Raw genomic sequence first — 23,748 nt, 5'->3', positions numbered from 1 at the left:
GATGCCTTACATTGTAAGCTTCCCCTAAATAGAACTGCTTAGTTTTCTAAAACTTCATTATTTGTGGTCTTCACATTGAATACCTCTGACCAAAAGATGCTTATAGCAAAGCAGTTTGATAATTCTATTAGTTTTGTATAACACCTGTCCTAAAGATTGGGGCATCTACACTATTTAAGCACAAACATGCGATTCTATATCCTTTATAAATTTTGCTAGTATTCAATATTGCTGCAAAATCTCAAAACCACTTACTCCTGAACTCCCTACCAACCTAACACGAAGTCTAACCCCTACCTTCTTTTCCTAAAGAAATGATAACATTTTGTGAATCTCCCTAATTTGCTATTCCCTCTTTGGGCTCAATTGAATGCTTTATGTATTTTTATGGGATGCGCGAACCAAAAATTAATTTTAATAACATAGCATGAGCAGTTACTTTAAAAAATACCCGAATGACCAAGGGTTTTTCGAAGATTACGGTGGGGCCTTTATACCACCGGCCCTAGAGGTCGAAATGAAAAAAATAACGGATGCCTATCAGACCATTAGCAAATCGCACAACTTTATAGAGGAGTTGCGTAGCATCCGTAAACATTACCAGGGACGCCCTACCCCGGTCTACTATTGTTCCCGTTTGTCCAAAAAATACGGGGGACGGATTTATTTAAAACGGGAAGACCTGAACCATTCGGGAGCGCATAAGCTGAACCACTGTATGGGCGAGGCCTTGCTGGCCAAGCACCTCGGTAAAAAGAAACTGATTGCCGAAACCGGAGCGGGCCAACACGGGGTGGCCTTGGCCACTGCCGCAGCCTATTTCGGATTGGAGTGCGAAATACACATGGGCGAGGTCGATATTAAAAAACAGCATCCGAACGTGGTGCGTATGAAAATATTGGGGGCCGAGGTGGTGCCCGCGACCCACGGTCTAAAAACCTTGAAAGAAGCCGTCGATTCGGCCTTTGAAGCCTACCTTAAGGATCCCGAAAACACTATTTACTGCATCGGTTCGGTGGTGGGTCCCCACCCCTTTCCCATGATGGTCCGTGATTTTCAACGGGTGGTGGGAATCGAAGCCCGAGAGCAGTTTATGGATATGACCGGGGAATTGCCCGACCATGTCGTGGCCTGTGTGGGCGGAGGAAGTAATGCCATAGGGATATTCTCGGCATTTCTCGAAGACGATGATTGCAAACTGCACGGCGTTGAACCGGGAGGTCGCTCCTTGGAAATGGGTGAGCATGCCGCTACCATGACCTTTGGTACCCCAAACATCATCCACGGTTTTAAATGCTATACCCTACAGGATGAGAATGGCGACCCGGCACCGGTATATTCCGTGGCGAGCGGACTCGATTATCCGGGTGTCGGACCCGAGCACAGTATGCTCAAAGACATGGGGGCCGTCAACTACGACATCATCAACGACAAGGAAACCATAGACGCCTTTTACGAGCTAAGCCGACTGGAAGGGATCATTCCCGCCCTTGAAAGCTCCCACGCCGTTGCCTATGGTATAAAACTGGCCCAAGAGCATCCCCAGAAATCCATACTCATCAATTTGAGCGGTAGAGGGGATAAGGATATCGACTATGTGGTGGATACCTACGGCCTTCCGGAATAGAACACCTAAGCTTCCCCTAGCCTATGAATTTATGGGGACTAGAAAACAAAAGGACCATGCCTGTGCATTGGTCCTTTTTTTGTTTTTATGAGTATTGGAATCGCTCTCGCAACAATTTTGATACGATCTGCTTCATAACTACCATACACGAAGCTAAAGGACTGATAGCTTTGTAATTGAGCAATCATTCATGACCAAAGGTCTCACTTTATTGCGAAGACCTTCGCCAAAATATCGGCCTAATGGCCCTATCGGGACAATCGCTGTTTATCAACCATTTAAACCTAAAACACTATTATGGGAAGCAAAAGAATCACCTTAATCGCCTTATTCTTCGTTTGTATAGTTCAGGCACAAGCCGAAGTGGAATTTCCAGTTGAAGTGGGCATGAAACCGGAGAGCATTACCAAGGGCTTTAACGACAACTATTACGTAACCGTAATGAACGCAAAAGAACCCGGGGATGGCGAAGTGGTAGAGATTTCCAAGAAGGGTGTAAAGGTGTTTGCCAAGGGTTTTGATGAACCCAAGGGAATCGTCTACCTAAACGGGGAGCTGTACTTCTCCGATGTGACCCGTATCTGGAAGCTTGATGAAAAAGGCCAAGCCCGTATTTTTGTAGATAAAAGCGACTTTCCCGAAACCGTCCTCTATTTGAACGATGTTTCCCTAGATGCTCAGGGAAAGGGAATCTTGGTAGCCGATATGGGGGCGACCCAATACATGCGCGACCCCGAAAATAACTTATGGCCCCTAGATAGTGAGGAAGCCAAGAAAGTCCCAAAACTTGGGCGTATCTACCATATAAGTTCAGAAGGGCTCATTACCATAAAACAAGATACTTCCCCACTTATGCCAAACCCCAATGGCGTGGGGGTTGACAAGGATGGAAACCTTATGGTAGGTGCTTTTTTCAAGGGAAATTTCCTGATTACCGAAAATGGCGCGCTTCGTCCGCTTAAAGGTGAATATAGAGGGGCCGATGCCGTAGAGCAAGATCGTAAGGGCAACTACTACGTTAGCAGTTGGGTTTCTGGAAAAGTTTGGAAAATAGACCCTAAGACCGAAGCCTCTACCGTACTGATCGAAGGATTGGAATCGGCTGCGGATTTTTATCTGGAGGAAGATAGGGGAAGGTTGTTGGTGCCCGATATGATGGCCGGAAAAATATATGCGGTTCCGCTTAAAAATTAGTTGTGGAGGGAAGTCCTTCCTCCCTCAAGAAACCTTGTAGAACCTTGGTTGGACGCCTTCCCGTGAAGGGTTTGAACCCATCCAAATCGCCTTAGAACTATGCTGTTTTAATTTTACGGCAAGTTGGATGGGTTGGAATTCCCCTTAATAACTCACTTTTGATGTATTGTTAAGCTTATCTTCTACGATAGGATACAGATCATAGGTAGGATAAATCTCGGAACGAAAGGCTTTCCAAGCGCTTCTTTCTATGGCCAAATTTACATCCTTAAGCTTTGAGGCGGGCAACTCCAGCACCACCATTTGGCCAATCCCCATTACTACGTACCAGTTCACAACGGAAACCCCTTCGGGCGGGAAGTTTTTATAGAAGCCCTGCTTCTTTCTAACCTCCTCTATCTCGTTCAGGTTCATCGACTGATCGTGTTTTAAGAAGATCGTCAACAGCAATTTGTCCGAATCCCTCTTATCGGCATCCGAAGATTGGGCATAGGAAAGACTTGTTATACATAGCATCGCCCATACGGCAAAAATCACATTTTTCATACGTTGTATTTATTTAACTATTTGTAATGGAAACTTTCTTTATTTTACGGTTTCTAAAATGGCCTCTTTGGCCAATTTTGGTTTTTTGTCCCGGTCATACAAAAGGGGATAATTGGTTCTATTGGGGATGGGATAGCCATTCTTCCAAGACAATCCGTCATGTACGCCCCAAAGGGTAACCCTATCGATTTTATCGCGGTTCTTTAGGAAGATCTCAAAAAGCTCCTTGTAACGGGCGGCCAATTCCACCGAAACCGAATCCGGAAGCCCTTCTTTATAGGGGTCTAGGAAGGATTCAAACTCCTCTAACTGAAATTGGGGTTCCATCATACTTGTGCCAATGATCTGGCCTTCCTTGGTCAAGGGAAGCACGTCTACATCCAACTCGGTTATCATCACCTTCACCCCCAGGGCGGCATAGGCGTCTATGGCTTGTTGAATGTAATCGTTCTTGGGAAAGTTGAGTCCCCAATGGCCTTGAATACCTATTCCGTCTATTCGGATACCTTCCTCCTGCAACATCTTTACCATACGTACGATCCCGTCTCTCTTCTCGGGTCGCCATGCATTAAAATCGTTGTAATAAAGTTCGGTGTCAGGGGCGTATTCACTGGCGTACTTAAAGGCCAATTTTACCATTTCATCCCCATCGCCTATATATTGTATCCAGTTCGTGGGCCTATAAGAGCCATCATTGTCCATAACCTCATTGAGCACATCCCAGGCATGCACTTTTCCCGCATATCTTCCGGCTACGGCTTCGATGTGCTTTCGGAGCTGCTCCTTTTGCTCCTCGGGCGAATTCGGCGCTCCATTTTCATTGGTAAAAAACCAATCGGGAGTCTGGTTATGCCAGATCAAGGTATGGCCTACGATAAACATGTTGTGTTCCTGACCAAAGGCCACAAACGCATCCGCTTCCTCAAAATTATACACATTGCGTGCCGGGCTCACGGATTCCGCCTTCATACAATTCTCGGGCGTAATCGTATTGAACTCTTGGGTTACGATTTGTAGCGAGGTCGCATCCTTCCCCGAAACCACCGCCCCGTTTATGGCGGACCCCATCTTAAATTGGTCCTTAAAGGCTGTTTTTAGGGGGATTTCCTTGGTATCGGACTTTATATCCAAGCTCGTGTTTTCACTACTTTCCTTTTCCTTGCAGCCCATTGACATCAGCAACAGAAGACCTAGCAGCCGAATGGTCCTTAGCTTAATACCTCTTGTTTTTAGCATCTTTTTCTTTTAATATATCTCTATTCTCGCTTATTGCAATCCCTCTAAAAAGCCATCATAGGCCTGTTTTTTATTATAATTCCCATCGAAGAGCAAAGGCCATTCCGGTACACCGTAGTAATCGACCAACCAAGACTCATTGTCGCGAAGGCCCCATACGGTAATCCCAAATTTATTTTCAGGGGGAACCGCATTGTATATGTTTACCACTTCCTTGAATTTGGCCTTTTGGCGTGCGGCCTTTTCCGCGGATAGCGAAGATAGGTTCTTGTCGTTCTCCAAGTTGGTGCGAATGTCGAGTTCCGAAAAGTGCAGCTTCAATCCTCTTGAAACGGCCCCATCGACCACGGCTTGAATATCCTCGGCCGAAGGATTATCGATTGAAATGTGCATTTGCGCCCCGAGACCGTCGATCAGATCTCCCAAGTCATCCACCAAATCAAATATGGCCGCCCTCTTGCCGGAACTGGCCGCTATATTGAAATCATTGTAGAACAAAATAGCCTCGGGGTCGGCATTACGGGCAAACTGAAAACACTTTTTGACATAGTCGTCCCCCATTCTTTGCCTAAAAACCGAGTTTCTTAAGGGATTGCCCGCACTTTCGTCCACGGCTTCATTAACGACATCCCAAGACCGTACCTTACCCTTGTATCGCGTCATGGTCGTGGTAATATAGTCTTCTACCATCTTTTCGAATTCAGCATCGCTACCCGTAAAATTCTCTACCCAATCGGGAGAGGCTTCATGCCAAATTAAGGCGTGACCATGAACGTACATATCATTTGCCACTGCAAAATCAACAATGGCATCGCCCGCACTAAAATCATAGCTGTCTTGTGAGGGATACATGATGTTCATCTTCATCTCGTACTCCGCTGTCAAACTATTGAATTCCTTTTTCAATACTTGAGTGTGGCTCCCTCCTTCGTTAATTCGGTACGATTGGGTTATTACCCCAACGCTAAAGGTATCCGTCCCATCCTTTAGCCCCTTGTCCGATAGGTCCTCGCAACCACTGGTAGGGCAGACACCATACCGCTGGTCTACCTTTATCGTTTTTTTGGCGATTGAAGTCCCGGCCGCATTGCTTACCTCAAGTGTAATCGTGTATTCGCCGGTTTCCGTGTAACGCACTTCTTCGAGCCCCGCTTTGTCCGCAACTTTCTCGCCTCCCTTTCCAAAATCCCAAACCGCGGTATACTCACGCTCCGATTCCGTGGCATTGTCCAATAAAATGGCATAAGGATCTTCCTCGGAAATCGTATAGTCGAAGGAAGCTTCTACCTTGGCCTCCGGAATTTCATCGCCCGCAACATCGTCATTGAACCCTTCCTTATCGGAAGAGCAGCCTAAACCAAAGATGATAAGGGGCAGCAGTAAGTATTTCTTAATTTTTTTCATTTTAAATTCCATTTCAAAATTATTTAACAAGATTACTGTTGATTCCATTAAAAACACATGCTTCGAAAGTATAGCTTAGCCTATCGGAATGCTATAATAAATTGTGCATTGTCTAGTAAGGATGTAGCATTCCCTCATGCTTCACCCCTGTTCTTTCCTACTGATCACGCCACTCTACCGCCTAGGACCGGAAGAATGGCATCATCCCGATATAGGATGCCCTGTTCCTTTTTAACGGGAAACGCGACGATCTGCAACAGAAATGATAATTATGGCTTCAAAGATTATAGTGTGACGCCTAGGCCTCCTTTAAATTTACTACCATAAAAATGAAGAGGAATGACCAACAATTTGCATTTACATCGTTTCACTATTACGTCCGCGCTATTCTTTTTTCTAATGGGAAGCTGTCCCCTTTTTTCCCAAATGCCCATCCCGAAACAATCGGAAAGATTGGAACAGTATTTAGGCTTTTGGGTAAGTTCGGTCGACCCGAAAACGGACAGTATCGCCCCCTTGCCAAGTATCAAAATGAACAACTATCCTAAAATAGATCATTCCACAATGTCGGTAGATGTATTTCAAAGGGATGGGAAAACCTACAAACACACCTTAATAGAACTTATCGGATACGACACCAAGACCGATTCCGTTTTTGCATTGGGGAAAAGCGCCCAAGGTGAAATGTTTCTGGGGAAAGGCGGATTTACAAGTAAAAAGCATTGGGTAATGAAAGACCGCGACTTTACAGGCCGAGAAACCATGACGGTCACTTTTGATTTTAAGCACCAGACCGATGTTTATGTAAAGGGGACCGACCCACAAAACGAGGTGCTTTGGGAAACCCGCTATATCAAGAAAAACCCTAAGGACAAAAACATAGGTATCCAGCTCGTATCGGTACACAATAAAATGCTGGAGGATCCTAAGCAAACCTTGAAGTATTTGGATAGGATGGGCTATAGCTATATTGAGACCTTTGTCTATAAAGACCGCTCGTTTTATGGACTGTCCCCCTTAGACTTTAAAAAATTGGTAGAAGAAAACAATTTGAAGTTTACGGGATCTATGACGTTTTACGACCTGCCTACGAAGGACGATAAAGCGTGGAAAAAAGCCATGAAATGGTGGAAGGAATGCATCGATGACCACAAACAGGCCGGTGTTGAATACCTCACCATATCGAACAATCAAATCAAGGAAATCACCACCCTTGACGAACTCAAGCGCTATTGTGCCTACTATGATGCCATTGGGAAACTTTGTAAGGAAAGGGGAATTCAATTCGCCTACCACAATCACTCCGATGAGTTTAAAACCATAGAGAAGCAGGTGGTCTATGACTACTTCATAGAGCATACCGACCCCGAATATGTTCATTTTCAAGCCGACCTATACTGGATGCATTTTTCGGATGTCGACCCAATCGACTACTTTAAAAAATACGACGACCGCTTTATAAGCTGGCATGTAAAAGATTACGAAGAATTGGGCCAAAGCGGGAAAATGGATTTTGAGGAATATTTTAAATATTCGAAAACCGCTGGCCTAAAATATGTTGTGGCCGAAGTGGAAGCCTTTAATTATCCCGTGTGGTACAGCATCAATGCCGCTTGGAACTATTTATACTTTAACATCTTATAACAATCGACTCTCAACACTCAACACTTCAACTTTATGAAATCCAGAATTTTACAATTCACCTGTTTTATCATTTTAACTTTCAACCATATGGCTTTTGCCCAAGACCAATTTAAGGTGTTGTTATTTACCGTACAAGACACCTGGCACTACGAATGTATTCCCAATGCGGTAGACGCTTTTCACAAAATGGCCGCCGAACATCAGTTTAAGTTTGATTGGACGCAAAGTTCCGAAGACCTCGCCCTAAAATTACCTTCCTACGACGTGGTGGTATTTTTAAATGCGAATACCGACAATTTAACCAATGAACAGCTCAAGGTTTTACAAACGCACATTCAAAACGGGAACGGCTTCGTGGGAGTCCACTCCACCTCCGATAGTGAGATTAGAAACCCTTGGTTCGACAATCTTATAGGCGGGGTTTTTAGGGACCATCCGCAATTTCAAGCTGCCGTTCTAAGCAATCATGATGCCAATTTCCCCTCAAACCTACATCTGCCGGAAAAATGGTTGTGGAGCGACGAATGGTACAATTTTGACCTCTTGAAATCTGATGCCATCAAAGTACTTCTATCCGTAGACGAAGACACCTATGATTACCAGAAGGGATATGACGAAATACCGCTAAAAGGTATGGGCAAAAACCACCCTATAGCATGGTATCAATTCTACGATGGTGGGCGTTCTTTTTATACGGCACTGGGCCATAAGCCCGAAGCGTTTGAAGATCAAATGTTTTTAGACCACCTGTTCGGAGGTATCTACTGGGCCGCCCAGGGGGAAAGTAAACTACCTGGGGGCAAGCCCGCGAGGCATTAAAAGGAATACCCCTTGATTTCGAGGCAAGCCTCGGAGCATTTAATCTCGATTATCGGGTAAATGATCAGGGATTTGGGTTCACTAAGGCCACAATGGCTTTTTTGAGTCCATGCTGGTCGTTTATTCCAGTTTAGTGTACCTTGAAATGCCGCAGTGCATTACTGATATGTGCTTCGACCGTTCGGATAGAGATATCGAGCTCTTCGGCGATTTCCCTGTTTTTGTACATTTTGATCCGACTGAGATAAAATACGTTCCTACATTTTTTGGGAAGCTTGTTCAAGGTGGTCTTAAACTCCTGTTCCAAATCATTTTCACGCAACTTATCATCTATCCCATTCGGGCTGGGAAGGGTCGCAATGATGGTCTCATCTAAATCTACGTACTTATTGTTACGATATACATTGATAATTTTGCGGCGGAGTGCCGTAGTCAAGTAGGCCTTTAAATGTACGATTTCGATAGTGGACTTCTTTTCCCACAGGTGTATAAAAAGTTCCTGTATCAGGTCTTCTGCCAGTTGCCGATCTTGCAACAGTGCCGAGGTATAGCCATATAGGTCGTTAAAATATCTATCGTAGACCTGTCTGAATGACTCTTGGTCGCCCAATCTTACTTTATCAAGTAGCTCCTTGTCAGATAAATGGTCACTCATTTTCGGGTTGGTATTGAGCCTCTAAATTACGTATGCTATAGTCGCGTGAAGTAATTTAGATTATATGCCTTTGTTAAGAAATGGTTAGAAAGGATAAAATAAATGCCGCCCACTTTTATGCAGCAGGCGGCATTTTAAACATGACATTAACGTAAACTAACAATTACCTTGATAGGAAAGTGGTCGGAAATATAATTGCCTCCCCTTTGCCCGTCTATAATGTGGTGCTTATGGACTTTTACGCCTTGGGCAATAAAAACATAATCTATTCGTTCCCTACTTTGATCAGGCTCCAAGGCAAAACCGTTGAAAGTGTAGTCGGGACCGTAAACCATTTGGGCGCTATTTTTACTATCGATTACGACAAGGCTTTTGGGCTTTCCGCTCGTCAATTCGGTATAGGCCTCTTCGGAAGGCGCAAAATTAAAATCGCCCGTAATCAAAAATGGCTTATCCCCCGCTATCTTTTGGATCTCTTGCCGTATGAGCTTGGCACTTTCCAATTGGGCCGTCTTACCACGGTGGTCAAAATGGGTATTGAAAAAATAAAACGCCTCTCCCGTTGCTATTTTTCGAAGTTTTACCCAGGTCATGATTCTCGGCAAAGCTGCATCCCAACCTTGGGAATTCACCTTTTCCGGCGTTTCTGAAAGCCAAAACGTGCCGCTGTCCATGAGTTCAAAGGTCTCTTTTTTGAAGAATACGGGACAAAACTCCCCTTCCTTGTCCCCATTTCTTCCAATACCGACGTAATCGTAGGCAGGAAGCCTTTCGACCATGTCGTTCAATTGGCTTTCTATCACTTCCTGTGCCCCAAAGACATCTACATCAAAAAAATTGATGCCCTCGCAAAGCCAGTCCCTTCGGTTTTCCCAAATATTGATACCGTCCTTGGGGTTGGCATACCTAATGTTAAAGGTCATGGCACTTATCACTTCGGCGCTCTGTGCACGGGATAAAAAGGGTCCTAGCAACAGTAGGGCCAGTATACTTATCTTCTTTATTTTTTTCATTTGCCTCATATTATTCCCAACCCGGATTTTGGGTCAGGTTCGGGTTTAATTGCAACTCCACTCTCGGTAAAGGGTATAGATAGTCCCTCTCTTCGTCAAACATCCTATTGTTGAAATCAGGTTGTGGGTCGATTAAATTATCGGCGTCAAAGAAGATATCCGACCCGATCTTAATGTACTGCACCCCCTGTACCTGGCCTTCTGGCTCATCACCTTCAAACAAGACCACATCGGCATTCCCATCGGAATCCATATCGTACTCTCCCGCCCCGGGAAAATAGAGTCCGCGTAAGGGCTTGGTCAATGCTTGACCGGCCTTCCAACGCACAACGTCGTTCCAACGATGGTTTTCCATATAGAGCTCTATACGTCTTTCCCTTCTGATTTCAAGAATTACGCCTTTGTTCGCCCCGCTAACATTGGGGTATTGGTCTTCCAAAAAGGCATCGGGATTACTATTGGCATCATCGAGGCTCATGGCGGGCATTCCTACCCTATTTCTCAACAATTGAACCGATGCATCCAAATCTGCCTGGCTAAGGGTGCCAAGTTCGGCTTTGGCCTCGGCAAAATTCAACAGTACTTCCCCAAAGCGAAGGACTGGTAGGTCGGAAATCGACTCGTCATAGGTATCGTATACCGGCTCCGAAACATACTTGATCAATTGGTAGCCGGTCATGGTCGCCCCAAGGTTCGGGGCAAGCTCCATAGCTTCTCCCTTACGGGTGTAACCCGGGGTACGCACGGTCTGCGAAAGCCTTGGATCCCTATCTGCCACTTCATCGGTAAAAAAGATTTGGTTGTAGTTCGGTAAATCGGTAAAGCGTGAACCATCGGCCATCAAATAACTGTTAACCAAGTCTTTGGGCATACCAGGCCTACCGTAAGAAGACGTGGTAGTATAGTAGTTCACATTGTGATCTACGGCAACCGTTTGGGTAAACTGCCTACTTAAGATCATTTCGCTGGTCTGGGCATCTTGGGAATTGAAAAGGTTCATGTAATCAGTGCCTGTACTTCCTGTACTATACACACCGTATGGCGAGTTTTCCATCAGTTCGAGGGAAGCATCGACACTGGCATTTAGATAGGTTTCAAATCCGGGCAGATTGCGGTATTTGCCAAAGGTACCTTCATATAGGGCCACCCGTGATTTTAGGGCAAGGGCACTGTATTTCGTAATACGATAGGCTTGGACTTCCTCGTTCAAGTTGGCGATTGCACGATCCAGATCCTCTAAGATCCGATCCGTTATAAACTGACGGCTCTCGCGTGGTGCCTGAAGGCTTTCCATATCATCGGCACTAATGGTCGTCTCGTAATAGGGCACTTCGCCAAACCTTTGGAGTTTCTGGAAATAGAAATACGCCCTAAAAAAATAGGCCACTCCGCTATAATGGAGCTTGGCGGACTCATCTTCACACTTTTCGTAGTTCTCGATAAAATAGTTGATGTCCCTCAGATAGGCCCAATCCCATCCACCGCCTGTGGTAGGTATGGTCCTGGCCCCTCTCATTTCCTCACTTAGGGTCGTTGAAACGATATTGTCGGCAACCGCGTCCCCATCATAGATACTCGTACTTGGTAACATTCTATAAAAGCCATTGGTGTACAGCTGTAAATCGCTTGCCTTTAAAAAGAAATTGTTCTCGGTGACGTCGGAGAGCGGTTCCTTATCGAGATAATCATCGCTACAGCCAACCAAAAGCAAGATGCAAATCAGTATTGTATATTTAAATTTCATAGTGGGTGTATTTTAAAATTGTAGTGAAATACCTAGTGAATATATTTTGGAAAACGGCGTTGATTGGGCCGTACTCCTATTCGTGGAAGTCGAGGGAGAATTAAGGTTTACCGAATTACTGGCCGCTTCGGGGTCGATGTAATCGGTGAGTTTACTAAAGGTCAAAAGGTTCTCACCGCTAAAATAAAGTCTTAGTTTATTGAAGGGCATGCGTTCGGTAATACCACTTGGCAAGGTATAGCCCAAAGTCAGGTTCTTCATCCGTAGGTAGGCCACACTCTGCAAATATCGATTGTTTACCGCTCCCAGTGCATCGCTTTCGGAAAGTGCGATATACCCAAAAAGCCTTGGGTAATACGCATCGGTGTTTTCGGGCGTCCAGATCTCACCGACCATATCCTTTCGGATAAAGGAATCATAAGGTCGGTTGTACATGGCCCAAAACAATCTCGAATCGCGATTCGGATACCAATCTTGCTTGCCAACACCTTGAAAGAAGGCGGAAAAGTCAAAACCTTTGTAGGCGGCATTCAACTTAAAGCTATAAAGGTATTGAGGGGCAGTATTCCCTAAAATCTTTCTATCGCCAGGATTCTCCAAGGTATTTTCACCATCATCGATTACCCCGTCGTTATTCAAGTCGGTATACTTTACATCACCGGGCTGTAGACCTCCGGCGGCCACAATTCGGTTCGACACCCTGGTCTGATCGGCATGGGCGGCCACTTCCTCTTCCGTTTGAAAGAGTCCCTCCACATCATAGCCCCAAAGCTCGCCGATCGTCATACCTTCATAAAAATCGGATAGACTATTGTTCGGGTTATCGAAGCGGGTAATTTTTGTTTTGGAATTCGACAAGGTACCTACGACCGAAAACTCAAAAGAATCATTCCCAATTTCGAAGGAATCATTATAGCCCAAAGACAGTTCAAAGCCCCTGGTTTGCAAATCGGCCGCATTCTCTTGGGGCGATGGCGCACCCAATACACTCGGCAAAGTCGCTCCTTTGGTCAACATCCCTTCGGTATTGCGCTGATACCAGTCGAAACTAGTGGTCAAGCGGTTCTTAAAGAAGGAAAGGTCGGTACCCAAATTCAAGGTCTTTACCTCTTCCCAAGTAATTGCCCTTGGGTTCAGGTTGGGCGACTCGATATAATCTAAGGTAGACCCATCCATGGCATAACCGAAATCAATATCCTTATTCAAAGTAGGGATATAGGCGTAGTCATCAATGTTTTGGTTGCCCAATGACCCATAAGAGGCACGTAATTTCACTTGGCTGACGGCGTGGACCTCCTTTAGGAAATCTTCGTTAGAAACTACCCAGCCTGCAGAAACCGAGGGGAAAAAGCCCCAACGATAATCAGACGGAAATCTCGACGATCCATCGTAGCGACCGTTCATCTCCAAGAGATACTTTTTCTTATAGTCGTAAGACAAGCGGTAAAAAACACCCTGCAAGGCCCAGGCCGAGGCGCTACCACTGGCTTCGGCGTTGGAGGTGGCCAAACCTAGGGAGTTTAAATCATCTGAAATACTATTCAGCTTGCTGGCTTCAAAACTCTTGGTTTCAAAAGACTCTTGGTTGAAACCTACCATACCGCTCACGAAATGGTCGCCCAATTGTTTTTTGTACTCTCCATAGATATTAAAGGCATCGTAACTCGATTGGGTGTTGTACTCTTTTAAACGATCACTACCCATGGTACCGACCTCCCCAACAAATATGGAATAAGGTATTCGCGTTGACCTTTGGTACCTGTTGTAGGTTTGCTTTCGCAAGGCGTAGCTCGTAGTAATATCCAAACCTTCAAAAGGACTAATGACCGCTGTAGCGATATTCGAGAATTCCTGATTTACGGTTTCTTGCTTTGACTTACCGTGCAAGAGGGCCGCATAGACCCCGTCGCCGACCGTATAGTTGTTCAATTCGGTTCTCCATAGTGCGTTACCGTCGGGATTGGTAGGGCTATAGGCCGGAATGGCATGTACCCACAATAAACTGCCCCAAGGGTCGGCATAGTTTCCGTATTGACTGCCCCCGTGTTGTAGGTCGTTCGAACGGTTGAACTGCATGTTGTTCGTAAAGGTCAGCCAATCATTCGCATCTACCTCTATCTTTCCCCTTAAGTTGTATTGCTTATAGATATCATCTTGAACCTTTAGAATACCCGTAGATTCATAGTTTCGGTACGAGAAAAACGTCCTAACCTTATCCGAGCCTCCCGAAAGGGAAACATTGGTAATGTTCGAAGGTGCGCTTTTTCTAAAGAAGGTATTCCACCAATCGGTTGCCCCATAATGCACGTACTGGTCGCGCCCATTTCTATTATCGATGACCACCCTAGCCTTTGAAGGATCTTGGGACACTTCCAAAAGTGCGTCGTAATCTTGTTCGGTATAACCGGTATACGACCTTCCTACCGCCGTTCTGAACGCTTCATCGACCAACATGGTAGACTTATACGGGTCGGTTAAAAAGTCCGTGTTCATGGTCGGGGAACTAAAGGCCGTGGTATGGTTTACATTCACTGAAATATTGCCCTTCTTCGCTTTTTTTGTCGTAACCAAGACTACCCCAAAAGCACCTCGGGCCCCATAAATGGCAGATGCACCGGCATCTTTCAATACACTAACGGACTCAATATCGCTAGGGTTCAAATTATTGATATCCCCTTCTACCCCATCGACAATGACCAAGGGAGACCCTCCATTAATGGAAGTAAAACCGCGAATATTTATTCGAGGCGATTGCCCCGGTTTACCACTTGACTGGGTAATGTTCAAACCTGGGCTCACCCCCTGCAAAGCATTGGCCGCATTTGACAGCGGTCTGTTTTCGATAGTGGAAACATCGACCTTGTTTACGGCGTCGATCAGCTTTTCCTTGCTTTTGCTACCGTAGCCGATAACGACTACCTCTTCCAACATTTGTTCGTCAGACTTAAGAACAACGATCAATCCCGATTGATCTTCCGAAATCGTCATGGTCTGGGTCAACATCCCCATGTAGGAAAATTCCAATGTTCCCCCACGTGCCATTTGAATTGAAAAATTGCCATCAAAATCGGTAACAATACCATTTTGGGTCCCCACTTCCATCACACTGACCCCCATTAAGGCCACGCCTTGTACATCTTCTAGGGTTCCCGAAACTTTCACCTTGTCTTGTACGATATCGGCAAGGGTTACGGTGACCGTTTTGGCGATAATCTTATAGTTTATGGGGAATTCTTTTGAAAGACGGTACATTACCGCTTCTAGTGAAGCATCTTTAAAATCGACACTTTTGGTAATATTCAAACGCTGTATCCTTTCACTGTAAACAAAGGAGGCATGGGAAACCGCTTCAACATGATCGAATATTTCGACCAAGGTCTTATTGTTCTCCTCTAGCGTAATTTTGATTTCATCGACCTCTCCATTGCTTGGCTTTGCAAGCGCGGTAAAACAGGTCGACAGAAGTAAAAATCCAATGACTTTTAGCTTCAATCTATTTTTTAGTACTTTTATTTTCATTTTAGGTTTTCTATTAGTTCTTCAGGCTTTTAGTAAAATCTTCGGCCTTTTCTATTCGTGTAGGAAAGGCTTTTTTTGTTCAGGGGGACATGTTACATAGGCAAGCGGGTTTTAGGAATAACTGTATACGTAGATGGCGACTTCTCCTTAAATTCTATTCCGAGTAAAAAACTCAAGCTCTCCATGGTCTGCCGTAAATTGGGATTACGATATTTCCCTATTACTTTTTTATCTGCCAAGGAGGGGTCGGATAGACGTATGGACACATCGAACCATTTTTCCAACATATATAGGGCCTCTTCAAGCCTTATGTTATTGAGATAAATGGTGTTGGAGGTCCAAGCTGCATCTATAGCAGATTCATCGGCCGATTTTCTATAAGCATATGTGGTTTTGTGATAATGCAATTGATGGTCGGGAAGTAGAATTTCCTTTAGCCCATCGCTGTTTTTTACCATGACCTTCCCAGTGGCCACACTTACGGTAATGCTGTCTTTCTCAGCAAATGAATTGATATTAAACGAGGTGCCCAACACCTCGGTGGTCAGCTCTTGGGTCTTTACACGAAAAGGACGGCTCGTATCTCGGTGCACCCTGAAAAAGGCTTCCCCTTCCAATACAACTTCCCGTAAACCTTCTTGGAACTGGTCGGGAAACTGTATGGAGCTCCCAGAGTTCAGCATCACAAAAGTACCATCGGGCAATAGCACTTCCTGCTTTTCGCCATAGCGGGTTTGTACCGTACGCATTGTGGGCTCGGGCCCGTAGCCTAGAAATATAAAGAGGCCGATCACAAGAAGAATACTGGCCGCAATGCCTATGCTATAAAAGGACCTGTACGAGGGACCTATATGCTTGACCTCTTTCATCTCCCCTTCTATTCGTCGATACAGATTCGACTTTGTCTTCGCTGTAGATAGAGGTGTAAGGTCAGATGGTAATTGTTGTTTATCAAAATACGCATCCACGATCTCCCTTTCCTCTTCCGTGGCGTGACCCGAAGCATACTTCTCTAATATTTTTATGAATTCATCGGTATTCAAAAGCACAATTTTTAGTGTTGCTACTACTAAGTAGACACCTAAAAATGGCTATACACGTAAATGGGTTTCGAGAATATCGGGTATTTAATCATTACGTAACATTCCTCTATCCCTACACAATATTCCCTTAACATTAGAGGTAAGAACGCTAGTAGTGCCTTCGTCTTTTGAATTATGAGGAGGCCGTCAAAGAATAGCCCTTCCCGCGTAAGCCAAAAATGCTTTTCCGCTTCGTAAACCAACTCGGGGCATTTAATCTCGATTATGGCGTAAAAAAGCCATGATTGGCCTATCCATAAAACAACAGATCCCCACAACTTATCGTTATGGGGATCCGGGAATAATTTAAGCTTGGTAGGGCCTAGGCTTCCAATAATTCCTTTAGCTCCTTGGCCGCTTGGGTAGGGTCTTCGGCACCGTAAATGGCGGCTCCCGCTACCGCTACGGTTACTCCGGATTGTTTTACGGCCGTAATACTGCCTAGGTTTACACCTCCGGCAATAGACACGGGTACTCCCGCCCTGGCAGCTTCATCTATCAATACCTGAATGGAATATCCTTCTTCGGCCTGTTCGTCAAGACCGGCATGCAATTCCACAAATTCGGCCCCCAAGGCAATGGCCTCTTGGGCACGTTTTACCCGGTCTTTTACGCCAATGGTATCGACTACGATACCCTTGCCATGCGCTTTTGCCGATTTTACCGCCCCGGCTATGGTCGCATCACCCGTTGCCCCTAGCACCGTAATGTAATCGGCTCCGGCACCAAAGGCCATATCGGCTTCCAACTCCCCTGCATCGGCCGTTTTTAGATCGGCCAAGACCAATTTATCGGGAAAGGCATCTTTCATCTTCCTGATTCCCGATAGGCCCTCACTCTTAATAAGGGGCGTTCCCAATTCTATGATGTCGATGTACGGGGACACCTTGGTCGCCAATGCAATGGCATCTTCTATTCTTAATAAATCTATTGCTACTTGTAACTTTGCCATAATTCTATGTTTAAAATGTTCTATTATTAATTCAGTATTGAAATCGAATATGTTATTCCATATTGGCGTGCCGCTTCCAAAGTTCGGAAGCCGGACTCCCGTCCAATTCCCAAAGGGTCTGAAATAAAGCGTCTAAACCCAATAAGAGCGATTGTTCAAAAAGACTGCCCGCATATTGCTTGGAAATAGATTCGTCACGTCCCTGCTTTTCTGCCGCGGGTATGCGCACCACATGGTCAGACAATAGGGCCAATCGTGAATCGGGGTTGGTCGTAAAGCATATCAGTCCTGCCCCTACCCGCTTCGTGGTTTCCGCGGCGTTGACGATACCCAGGGTCGTACCCGAACCCGAACCGGCAATCAGTACATCGCCCGCACCTATGGCCGGTGAGGTGGTTTCCCCCACTACATGTACCTCGTAGCCTAAGTGCATAAAACGCATTGCCGCCGCCTTCATCATGAGTCCGGTGCGCCCCGCTCCCATTATAAAAATACGTTTGGCCTGCGTAATCACGGGAATTAAAGCGGCCCATTCCCCATATGGGATAAGCTCCATTAACCTAAGGTGCTCGTTTGCAATGGACTTCATTGCACTTTCCACTAATCGGGTCTTGCTTTCATCAAGTATGTTCTCCATCTCTAAATCGTTTCCTTCCTTAAACTCGAGTACAAAATTAGGCGGGTACCCATGGCGAATAGTTATACAATCTGATAGATATGTGGTACAATTTGCCCACATCGCCATTTAGGGTGGTGCTATTCGCTATTTTTGTGGTACATTTTGGAAACGGGGTGCCATCGGCTATTTAAACCCCTCGTCCGCAAACAATAAAACAGAGGTTTTATGCTCAGTGATAAAGTGTTATATATTCGAGATTTGGGCAATTGCCCCCCGGCCTATTTAAACGACCCGGCAAGAAAGGATTTTTTTGAAATCGTATGGTTGCGCAATGAAGATGCCCTTCATGTTCCGCAACACAGTTTTCAAACCTTAAAAGGGGATTGGATCTATTTGATTCCCCCCTATAGGGTCCACCAATTGAACAAGGCAGGAAAAAACGGGGTATTGATTTCCTTTAAACAAGAATTGTTGGAGGGCGACTTAAAGGAATTTCTGTTGGATGTGTTCCGGATGTTCAATATACAAGGGGAATTTTCCTGCCTTCAGGTCAACGAGGAGAGTTCAAAGGGACTCATTTCGGTTCTTGAACTTTTGGAAGCCGAGTACAATCAGGAAACCATCAATTTAATCATGGTAAAGGCCGTCTTAAAGGTTTTTCTTCTCCAATTGATCCAGCTAAAAGAGCAGCATTTTACCTTGCACGATATTAACGAAAAGCGGGTCTACGAGTTTATGCTCTTGCTCGAAAAAAATTACGAAGATCAACGCAATGCCGAGTTCTACGCCGGAAAACTGGGGATAAGCGCTAAGCGCCTCAACCAAATCCTCAAGGAGAAACTGAACAAGACCGGGGTGCAAATCATACACGATAGGCTCATATTGGAAGCCAAGCGGCAGATCATACACAGTGAGAATACCATTAAGGAAATAGCCTATAAACTTGGGTTTAAGGACCACTCCTATTTTAGCCGCTTTTTTAAACTACATGCAGGACTCACCCCTTTGGAATTTCAAAATAAGGTGAAGGAACATGTGATTTCCCATGAAAATACTTTGTATAGCTAAATCAAGTGGATTCTTTGGATGGGAAACCGGCCCTTAATACCGAAAAGAGTTTCGGGTCTATATGACATGATATTAAATTCCTGAGGCAAAGAGAAATAAAAGATAACTTCTTACCGTTAGACCTTTGCCGTAACTTTAGCAATTTCAGTTCGTACTTGTTATTTTGCCTTAGGTATCGTAAGGTCGGTATAGGCCAATGCTTAAGTATAAAAGCGAAAAGTCAGTGGGAACACATTTGAAGTTCTACCGGTTGAAATCCCCCGTAGACGTATTAAAAAAGGCATCGAAAAATGAATAGGCTTAGCATAAAACTCAGGGAAGTTTATTTCCCTTTTTTGATCATCTCCATAGCTACCATTCTGTCCTACAACCTTTTCAGATGGATTTTCGATATCAAATTGGGCATTCTCCCCCTAAAAGAAGACTTGCTGAACTTTTGGATTCCCTTTGCCATTCCATGGGTACCGATATTACTTTGGCTAAGACGAAGGATTCGCATCCTAAAAATAAGTAGGAAAGGCGGGGACGGAAACTTTGCCTATCAATTTGCAATGGCACTGGCCATGACGGTGCCTATCATCATCAGTCAGAATTATCTTCAAAAAGCTTCCTATGATTTAATCTTCGTCAACAACATTCAACAGACCAAGGCCCATGAAAAGGAAAAATACTTTAAGGTCAATACCTATAGCCTTGACAAGGGCACGCTATTGCCCTATGTAACATCACGGACTTCCGGAAAGTATAATAGCCGCCTTAATTTCCACCTGTACATATCTTGTCCGTTTAAGAACGCCGAGAATGTTTGGTATGGTATTACTTTCAAAAAAACGATCAGCAATAGATTAAATGATCACGAAAAAGATGTCGCCTACAAAAATTTCATACAGGCATCGGAACGAAAATTAAAAACCTACAGCTTTCAAAATGCCAACTACTTTCAAAAGCTAGGAAATTCAGATGACAGGGACGGCTTTCTAGGGGCCATCAAAACGGCGAATAAGGGTGTAGATGAAAAAGGGCAAATCATTCTGGTACCAAAGATGGAATCTTTTGTCGATAAGCACGACAATAGCTTTACCTGGATCTTTGCCTCATTCGGCATAGGGGCCTTCGTTTTGCTTTTGATGACCACCCTTCCCGGAATTAACAAGAAGGAGTTGAACAACTTCAAAAAAAGAAAAGACCTCAAAGACGACGACCTCAAAGAGTTTTTAGAATACTTGAATCCCATGGGGCCCTATAAGTCCACCTCGATCTTATTACTCTTGAATATCGCGGTATTTCTGGTGATGATGTTTTCAGGATTGAACATCATCTCCCCCACACCACAAGAACTTTTGGAAATTGGGGGAAACAGAAGGGCCGAGGTAATGACCGGGGAGTTTTCGAGACTTCTTACATCGACCTTTATCCATGGCGGTTTGCTACACCTTGTTATGAACTTGGTCGGTTTAGGATTGGGAGGAATGCTATTGGATAGTATTCTCGGAAGATTCCAATTCATATTGAGCTATATCCTTTGTGGAATCGTGGCCAGTATCGCCAGTATACTTTGGTATGAAAATACGGTAAGCGTTGGGGCTTCCGGTGCTATTTTCGGACTATATGGTATCATTCTGGCCTTTACGATCTTTAAAATCTTCCCGCGTTATATGCGCTCAACAACGTGGATTCTATTAGGACTTTATGCAGGAGGAAGTTTATTGTTCGGATTTTTTGGAGGAATCGACAATGCGGCGCATTTTGGCGGCTTGATAAGTGGATTCGTAATTGGAGGAATCCTCATCGTAACCCAAAAGGAAGCCCTAATGCAAAAGGCAAAATGATAATAGGGCCACAACACCCCTTCATATAAAAACGGCAGGCTTTCAAACCCACCGTTTTTCATTTCTAAATTTCTGTACCCCTCTAGCCCTTCCGATATCGACCTGCCCTTTTTAAGGAATTTATTAAAGGGAAGGACGACAACCTAAAAAGGACTACGGCATTATGCGGTAAGGTCTACCTTTATGCGTTTGAGCGGTTCCCGCCCCGCTTTTACTTTGTATTGCTTGTTAAGTGACGGGCTACCTATAATTTCTAAGGAAATACGATATTTCCCCTTGGCAAATACGCGTGGACTATACGTATTGGAAGGTAATCGCAATACATATAGCAAAGAACCGTCTTCTTCAAACACCTTTAATAAGGGAAGCTTTTCTGAAGTGATATGCAATTCGGGTAAAAACAGATCAGCCTTTGAAAGGTAATTGTCTTCCTGTTTCACGGTTATCGGCCAACCTGGGTATTGTGCATCGCTTTGTAAGGGGTCGTAGAAGCGTTTATAGCAATCGGTCCTTATGGTGCGTTCCTTTTTATTAAAGCTTACTATTCCGTAACCATTGGCCCTGTTGTGCAAAATGACCGGTTCTTTGTGCGAATTATACGGATTGCCCACAGCCTCTACGGTAATCTTATTTCCAAATCCATCGATATGGTCGCCCGTATAGGCCGGGTTATCGTGGCTATGTCCACTGCCATCGACCGGAGGCCAGAACCTTCTCGGCCATACATTGTTTAGGGCAGGACCGGTATAAGCATAACCGCAATCGCCAAATTCGTCTACCCCATATTTAATAAAGGTGCTCAAATGCTGATCTCCCGCGATGTGGAAGGTCATGGCTTTTCTGATGGTCCTTAAGGCTTTGTCCCTTTTATTCTGGGGCCAGGCGTTGCTATCGGCATCCACGGTCATCACATCTCCTTCAATGTATTCCCCCTTTTCCGGAACATGCAAGGTCGGCACCATGGTTTCGCCCGTATTATTGTCTTTGGGCAAGGTAGCGACCGCGGCAAAAATGGTCTGTGACAAAAGGGCCTTCATCTGTGTGTCTTCTTGCCAGTCTTGTACCCAATCTTCAAGAAAGGCCTCTTGGCGTTCCCCCAGTAGATCGGCCTCAATATTCCTGTGTTTTTTGATATCGAAATTTTCGCCCACGATAAAACCGTTATAGACTTCGGCCTCGGGCGGTAATACCATTTTTGGGGCCGATTTAAACTTACGGTCTTCCAAAATGGCAAAACTCAGTCCGGCATAATCCCATTGCGTATAGTATACATTGATCCCTTGCTCCACAGGCGTAGCATCGTAGGGGTCGGGCAAATGGGCCGTCTGTGTAAATTGAAGGATATTCACCCATTCGGGATCCATTTTATATCCTCCCGAATCTTGGGCATCCGAACCGTAGCCCAAACTAGGGTCCGTATGGCTCCCTCCGGCACCCCATAGGTTACCTTGGTACACATCGTGGTCATCGGTAATGACGGCGCAGGGTTTATGCCGGAATACTTCGCGGTACGACCAGCCGAACATCATCCACTTTCTTAAAAAATCAAGACAGCGTTTATCGAAGTCGCCCGTAAATTGAGATCCGTAACCACCATTCCGTTCATAAAACTGATCCCCAAGAAAGGCGCAGATATCGTAGTCCAGTTTACTCAAGGCCTCATGGATATCACTATCGGGAAAACCGTAATCGGCATTGCAATTCAATACGGCCAGTTTAAGCTCATCTTTATCCTTGGGCTCTTCGGCGATAGTCCCTTCATAGTAGTATTGAAGAACGCCATCTTTTCTGGGCAATTCTACGGCAATACGATAGGGCACATCCTTGTTTCCTTCCCAATTGTCAATAACAAAAAGTTCCGTCCTCCCGGCATGCGTCAAGCTTATTTCCTTTTCTACGGCCCATCCGCCCTCTTTTTTAAATTCCAGCCTCAGTTTATGTCCCGGTATTTTTTCAAAGGGGGCAAACTGTCCCTTAAGCTTTAATCGCTTTCTATGTAAGGTGTATTGGGTAAAACAAATGGGTCCGAATATCTGGTCCTCGTTTTCATACAATGATGAAGATTGAATGCTCCAATCGGAGAAGGCACAAGACGGGCGATCTTCGGTAAGGCCCTTCCCTTGAAAATCCGCCATAAGGGCAAAATTCCCAAGTACCTCCGTTTTTTGCACGACTAAGTCCTTGCTAAGGAAGAGGGTTTTATTTCCCGCTAACACTTCAACTTGAAGCTTCTGGCTGTCATTTGGCCCAAGGGAAGTGCTTACCGATAAGGTAAAGTGTTTGGGCAGCTCCTCGAAACCCGTTTCGATTATCGCCTCGCCCACCTTTAACTTACCTGTTGGTGTCAGCCCTATAACCAATCCGTTTCCAAAAATGGCGGACCTATAATCTTCAAAATCGCCTTTCCCCCCTAAAAGCATTCCCACGCAACCCTTATCCAATTGTCGTATTTCGGGGTTTACCACTTCAATGGTGACCGAGGTACGCACCCCGGCATCGCCGTTATGGTTTTGAACGGTCAGCAGCTGCAAGTTTCTGTTCTTTGCCGTTATATTACAAAGCAACCTGCCGTCACGTATTTCCCAGTCTTGTAACCTGTTTCCCCAGTATTCGGGGCCTACCCACTTCATATCGTACCACAGGTCCCAAGCACTCTTAAACTGTACGGGAACATTCTTCCCTAATTCCTTTTTAAAAAATCTAGACATCCCATAGCCCGAAAACGCCATAGGTATGATCGCTCCTAGCGACACCGTCTTTATATAATCCCTACGTTTCATGTTACTTATAGTTTAGT

General features: G+C 44.9%; 17 protein-coding genes. 6 read left to right on the top strand and 11 right to left on the bottom strand.

The features are described 5' to 3' along the window. Window positions 1–427: 427 nt before the first annotated feature. Together trpB and ZOBGAL_RS18605 are read left to right on the top strand one after the other, a co-directional pair. Window positions 428–1,627, top strand: a complete 1,200-nt coding sequence (gene trpB, locus ZOBGAL_RS18610; RefSeq protein WP_013995283.1) for a tryptophan synthase subunit beta — start codon at window positions 428–430, stop codon at window positions 1,625–1,627. A gap of 297 nt (window positions 1,628–1,924) precedes the next feature. Further along, a complete protein-coding gene (locus tag ZOBGAL_RS18605; protein ID WP_013995282.1) occupies window positions 1,925–2,821 on the top strand; it encodes an SMP-30/gluconolactonase/LRE family protein in 897 nt (298 codons plus the stop codon). A 144-nt stretch (window positions 2,822–2,965) separates the two neighbouring features. Here ZOBGAL_RS18605 and ZOBGAL_RS18600 read toward each other — a convergent pair whose 3' ends face one another. Genes ZOBGAL_RS18600 through ZOBGAL_RS22920 form a run of 3 tightly spaced genes read right to left on the bottom strand, consistent with a single transcriptional unit; the run spans window position 2,966 to window position 6,007 of the window. Beyond that, the gene (locus tag ZOBGAL_RS18600; RefSeq protein WP_013995281.1) at window positions 2,966–3,367 is read right to left on the bottom strand and encodes a hypothetical protein; all 402 of its coding nucleotides are present in this window, start codon (window positions 3,365–3,367) and stop codon (window positions 2,966–2,968) included. Window positions 3,368–3,406: 39 nt separating this feature from the next. Continuing rightward, window positions 3,407–4,603, bottom strand: coding sequence for an endo-1,4-beta-xylanase (locus tag ZOBGAL_RS18595; RefSeq protein WP_013995280.1), 1,197 nt, complete (start codon window positions 4,601–4,603; stop codon window positions 3,407–3,409). Between the two features lie 30 nt (window positions 4,604–4,633). Beyond that, a complete protein-coding gene (locus tag ZOBGAL_RS22920) occupies window positions 4,634–6,007 on the bottom strand; it encodes an endo-1,4-beta-xylanase (RefSeq protein ID WP_158499751.1) in 1,374 nt (457 codons plus the stop codon). Window positions 6,008–6,346: 339 nt separating this feature from the next. Here ZOBGAL_RS22920 and ZOBGAL_RS18585 point away from each other — a divergent pair, with 339 nt between their 5' ends. Both ZOBGAL_RS18585 and ZOBGAL_RS18580 read left to right on the top strand, forming a co-directional pair. Then, complete coding sequence (locus tag ZOBGAL_RS18585) at window positions 6,347–7,651, top strand: sugar phosphate isomerase/epimerase family protein (protein ID WP_013995278.1); 1,305 nt, start codon at window positions 6,347–6,349, stop codon at window positions 7,649–7,651. Window positions 7,652–7,684: 33 nt separating this feature from the next. Further along, window positions 7,685–8,470: a ThuA domain-containing protein gene (locus ZOBGAL_RS18580; RefSeq protein WP_013995277.1), complete on the top strand. Its 786-nt coding sequence runs from the start codon at window positions 7,685–7,687 to the stop codon at window positions 8,468–8,470. A gap of 130 nt (window positions 8,471–8,600) precedes the next feature. Here ZOBGAL_RS18580 and ZOBGAL_RS18575 read toward each other — a convergent pair whose 3' ends face one another. From ZOBGAL_RS18575 to hxlB, 7 genes are all read right to left on the bottom strand, one after another. Further along, window positions 8,601–9,125: an RNA polymerase sigma factor gene (locus tag ZOBGAL_RS18575; protein WP_013995276.1), complete on the bottom strand. Its 525-nt coding sequence runs from the start codon at window positions 9,123–9,125 to the stop codon at window positions 8,601–8,603. A gap of 146 nt (window positions 9,126–9,271) precedes the next feature. After that, on the bottom strand, window positions 9,272–10,138 hold the full coding sequence (locus tag ZOBGAL_RS18570) for an endonuclease/exonuclease/phosphatase family protein (RefSeq protein ID WP_013995275.1): 867 nt from the start codon (window positions 10,136–10,138) through the stop codon (window positions 9,272–9,274). 10 nt (window positions 10,139–10,148) lie between these two features. Beyond that, window positions 10,149–11,882 (bottom strand): RagB/SusD family nutrient uptake outer membrane protein, encoded by a 1,734-nt coding sequence (locus ZOBGAL_RS18565; RefSeq protein WP_013995274.1) that lies wholly within the window; start codon window positions 11,880–11,882, stop codon window positions 10,149–10,151. A gap of 12 nt (window positions 11,883–11,894) precedes the next feature. Beyond that, entirely contained in the window at window positions 11,895–15,401 is a 3,507-nt protein-coding gene (locus ZOBGAL_RS18560; protein ID WP_013995273.1) for a SusC/RagA family TonB-linked outer membrane protein, read from the bottom strand. 92 nt (window positions 15,402–15,493) lie between these two features. Continuing rightward, window positions 15,494–16,444: a FecR family protein gene (locus ZOBGAL_RS22915; protein WP_148560733.1), complete on the bottom strand. Its 951-nt coding sequence runs from the start codon at window positions 16,442–16,444 to the stop codon at window positions 15,494–15,496. Between the two features lie 361 nt (window positions 16,445–16,805). Next, complete coding sequence (hxlA, locus tag ZOBGAL_RS18545) at window positions 16,806–17,435, bottom strand: 3-hexulose-6-phosphate synthase (RefSeq protein WP_013995270.1); 630 nt, start codon at window positions 17,433–17,435, stop codon at window positions 16,806–16,808. Between the two features lie 52 nt (window positions 17,436–17,487). Beyond that, a complete protein-coding gene (gene hxlB / locus ZOBGAL_RS18540) occupies window positions 17,488–18,072 on the bottom strand; it encodes a 6-phospho-3-hexuloisomerase (RefSeq protein ID WP_013995269.1) in 585 nt (194 codons plus the stop codon). Window positions 18,073–18,279: 207 nt separating this feature from the next. Here hxlB and ZOBGAL_RS18535 point away from each other — a divergent pair, with 207 nt between their 5' ends. After that, a complete protein-coding gene (locus ZOBGAL_RS18535) occupies window positions 18,280–19,122 on the top strand; it encodes a helix-turn-helix domain-containing protein (RefSeq protein WP_013995268.1) in 843 nt (280 codons plus the stop codon). A 290-nt stretch (window positions 19,123–19,412) separates the two neighbouring features. After that, the gene (locus tag ZOBGAL_RS18530; protein ID WP_013995267.1) at window positions 19,413–20,951 is read left to right on the top strand and encodes a rhomboid family intramembrane serine protease; all 1,539 of its coding nucleotides are present in this window, start codon (window positions 19,413–19,415) and stop codon (window positions 20,949–20,951) included. A gap of 161 nt (window positions 20,952–21,112) precedes the next feature. Here ZOBGAL_RS18530 and ZOBGAL_RS18525 read toward each other — a convergent pair whose 3' ends face one another. Continuing rightward, a complete protein-coding gene (locus tag ZOBGAL_RS18525) occupies window positions 21,113–23,731 on the bottom strand; it encodes an alkaline phosphatase D family protein (RefSeq protein ID WP_013995266.1) in 2,619 nt (872 codons plus the stop codon). Window positions 23,732–23,748 lie beyond the last annotated feature (17 nt).

The sequence above is a fragment of the Zobellia galactanivorans genome (assembly GCF_000973105.1).
GTDB classification, from domain to species: Bacteria; Bacteroidota; Bacteroidia; order Flavobacteriales; family Flavobacteriaceae; genus Zobellia; species Zobellia galactanivorans.
This window is presented reverse-complemented; position numbering and strand designations above follow the sequence as displayed.

Coding starts and splice junctions, on each gene's coding strand:
- trpB (WP_013995283.1), top strand. CDS start 428: ATGAGCAGTTACTTTAAAAAATACCCGAATGACCAAGGGTTTTTCGAA.
- ZOBGAL_RS18605 (WP_013995282.1), top strand. CDS start 1,925: ATGGGAAGCAAAAGAATCACCTTAATCGCCTTATTCTTCGTTTGTATA.
- ZOBGAL_RS18600 (WP_013995281.1), bottom strand. CDS start 3,367: ATGAAAAATGTGATTTTTGCCGTATGGGCGATGCTATGTATAACAAGT.
- ZOBGAL_RS18595 (WP_013995280.1), bottom strand. CDS start 4,603: ATGCTAAAAACAAGAGGTATTAAGCTAAGGACCATTCGGCTGCTAGGT.
- ZOBGAL_RS22920 (WP_158499751.1), bottom strand. CDS start 6,007: ATGAAAAAAATTAAGAAATACTTACTGCTGCCCCTTATCATCTTTGGT.
- ZOBGAL_RS18585 (WP_013995278.1), top strand. CDS start 6,347: ATGACCAACAATTTGCATTTACATCGTTTCACTATTACGTCCGCGCTA.
- ZOBGAL_RS18580 (WP_013995277.1), top strand. CDS start 7,685: ATGAAATCCAGAATTTTACAATTCACCTGTTTTATCATTTTAACTTTC.
- ZOBGAL_RS18575 (WP_013995276.1), bottom strand. CDS start 9,125: ATGAGTGACCATTTATCTGACAAGGAGCTACTTGATAAAGTAAGATTG.
- ZOBGAL_RS18570 (WP_013995275.1), bottom strand. CDS start 10,138: ATGAAAAAAATAAAGAAGATAAGTATACTGGCCCTACTGTTGCTAGGA.
- ZOBGAL_RS18565 (WP_013995274.1), bottom strand. CDS start 11,882: ATGAAATTTAAATATACAATACTGATTTGCATCTTGCTTTTGGTTGGC.
- ZOBGAL_RS18560 (WP_013995273.1), bottom strand. CDS start 15,401: ATGAAAATAAAAGTACTAAAAAATAGATTGAAGCTAAAAGTCATTGGA.
- hxlA (WP_013995270.1), bottom strand. CDS start 17,435: ATGGCAAAGTTACAAGTAGCAATAGATTTATTAAGAATAGAAGATGCC.
- hxlB (WP_013995269.1), bottom strand. CDS start 18,072: ATGGAGAACATACTTGATGAAAGCAAGACCCGATTAGTGGAAAGTGCA.
- ZOBGAL_RS18535 (WP_013995268.1), top strand. CDS start 18,280: ATGCTCAGTGATAAAGTGTTATATATTCGAGATTTGGGCAATTGCCCC.
- ZOBGAL_RS18530 (WP_013995267.1), top strand. CDS start 19,413: ATGAATAGGCTTAGCATAAAACTCAGGGAAGTTTATTTCCCTTTTTTG.
- ZOBGAL_RS18525 (WP_013995266.1), bottom strand. CDS start 23,731: ATGAAACGTAGGGATTATATAAAGACGGTGTCGCTAGGAGCGATCATA.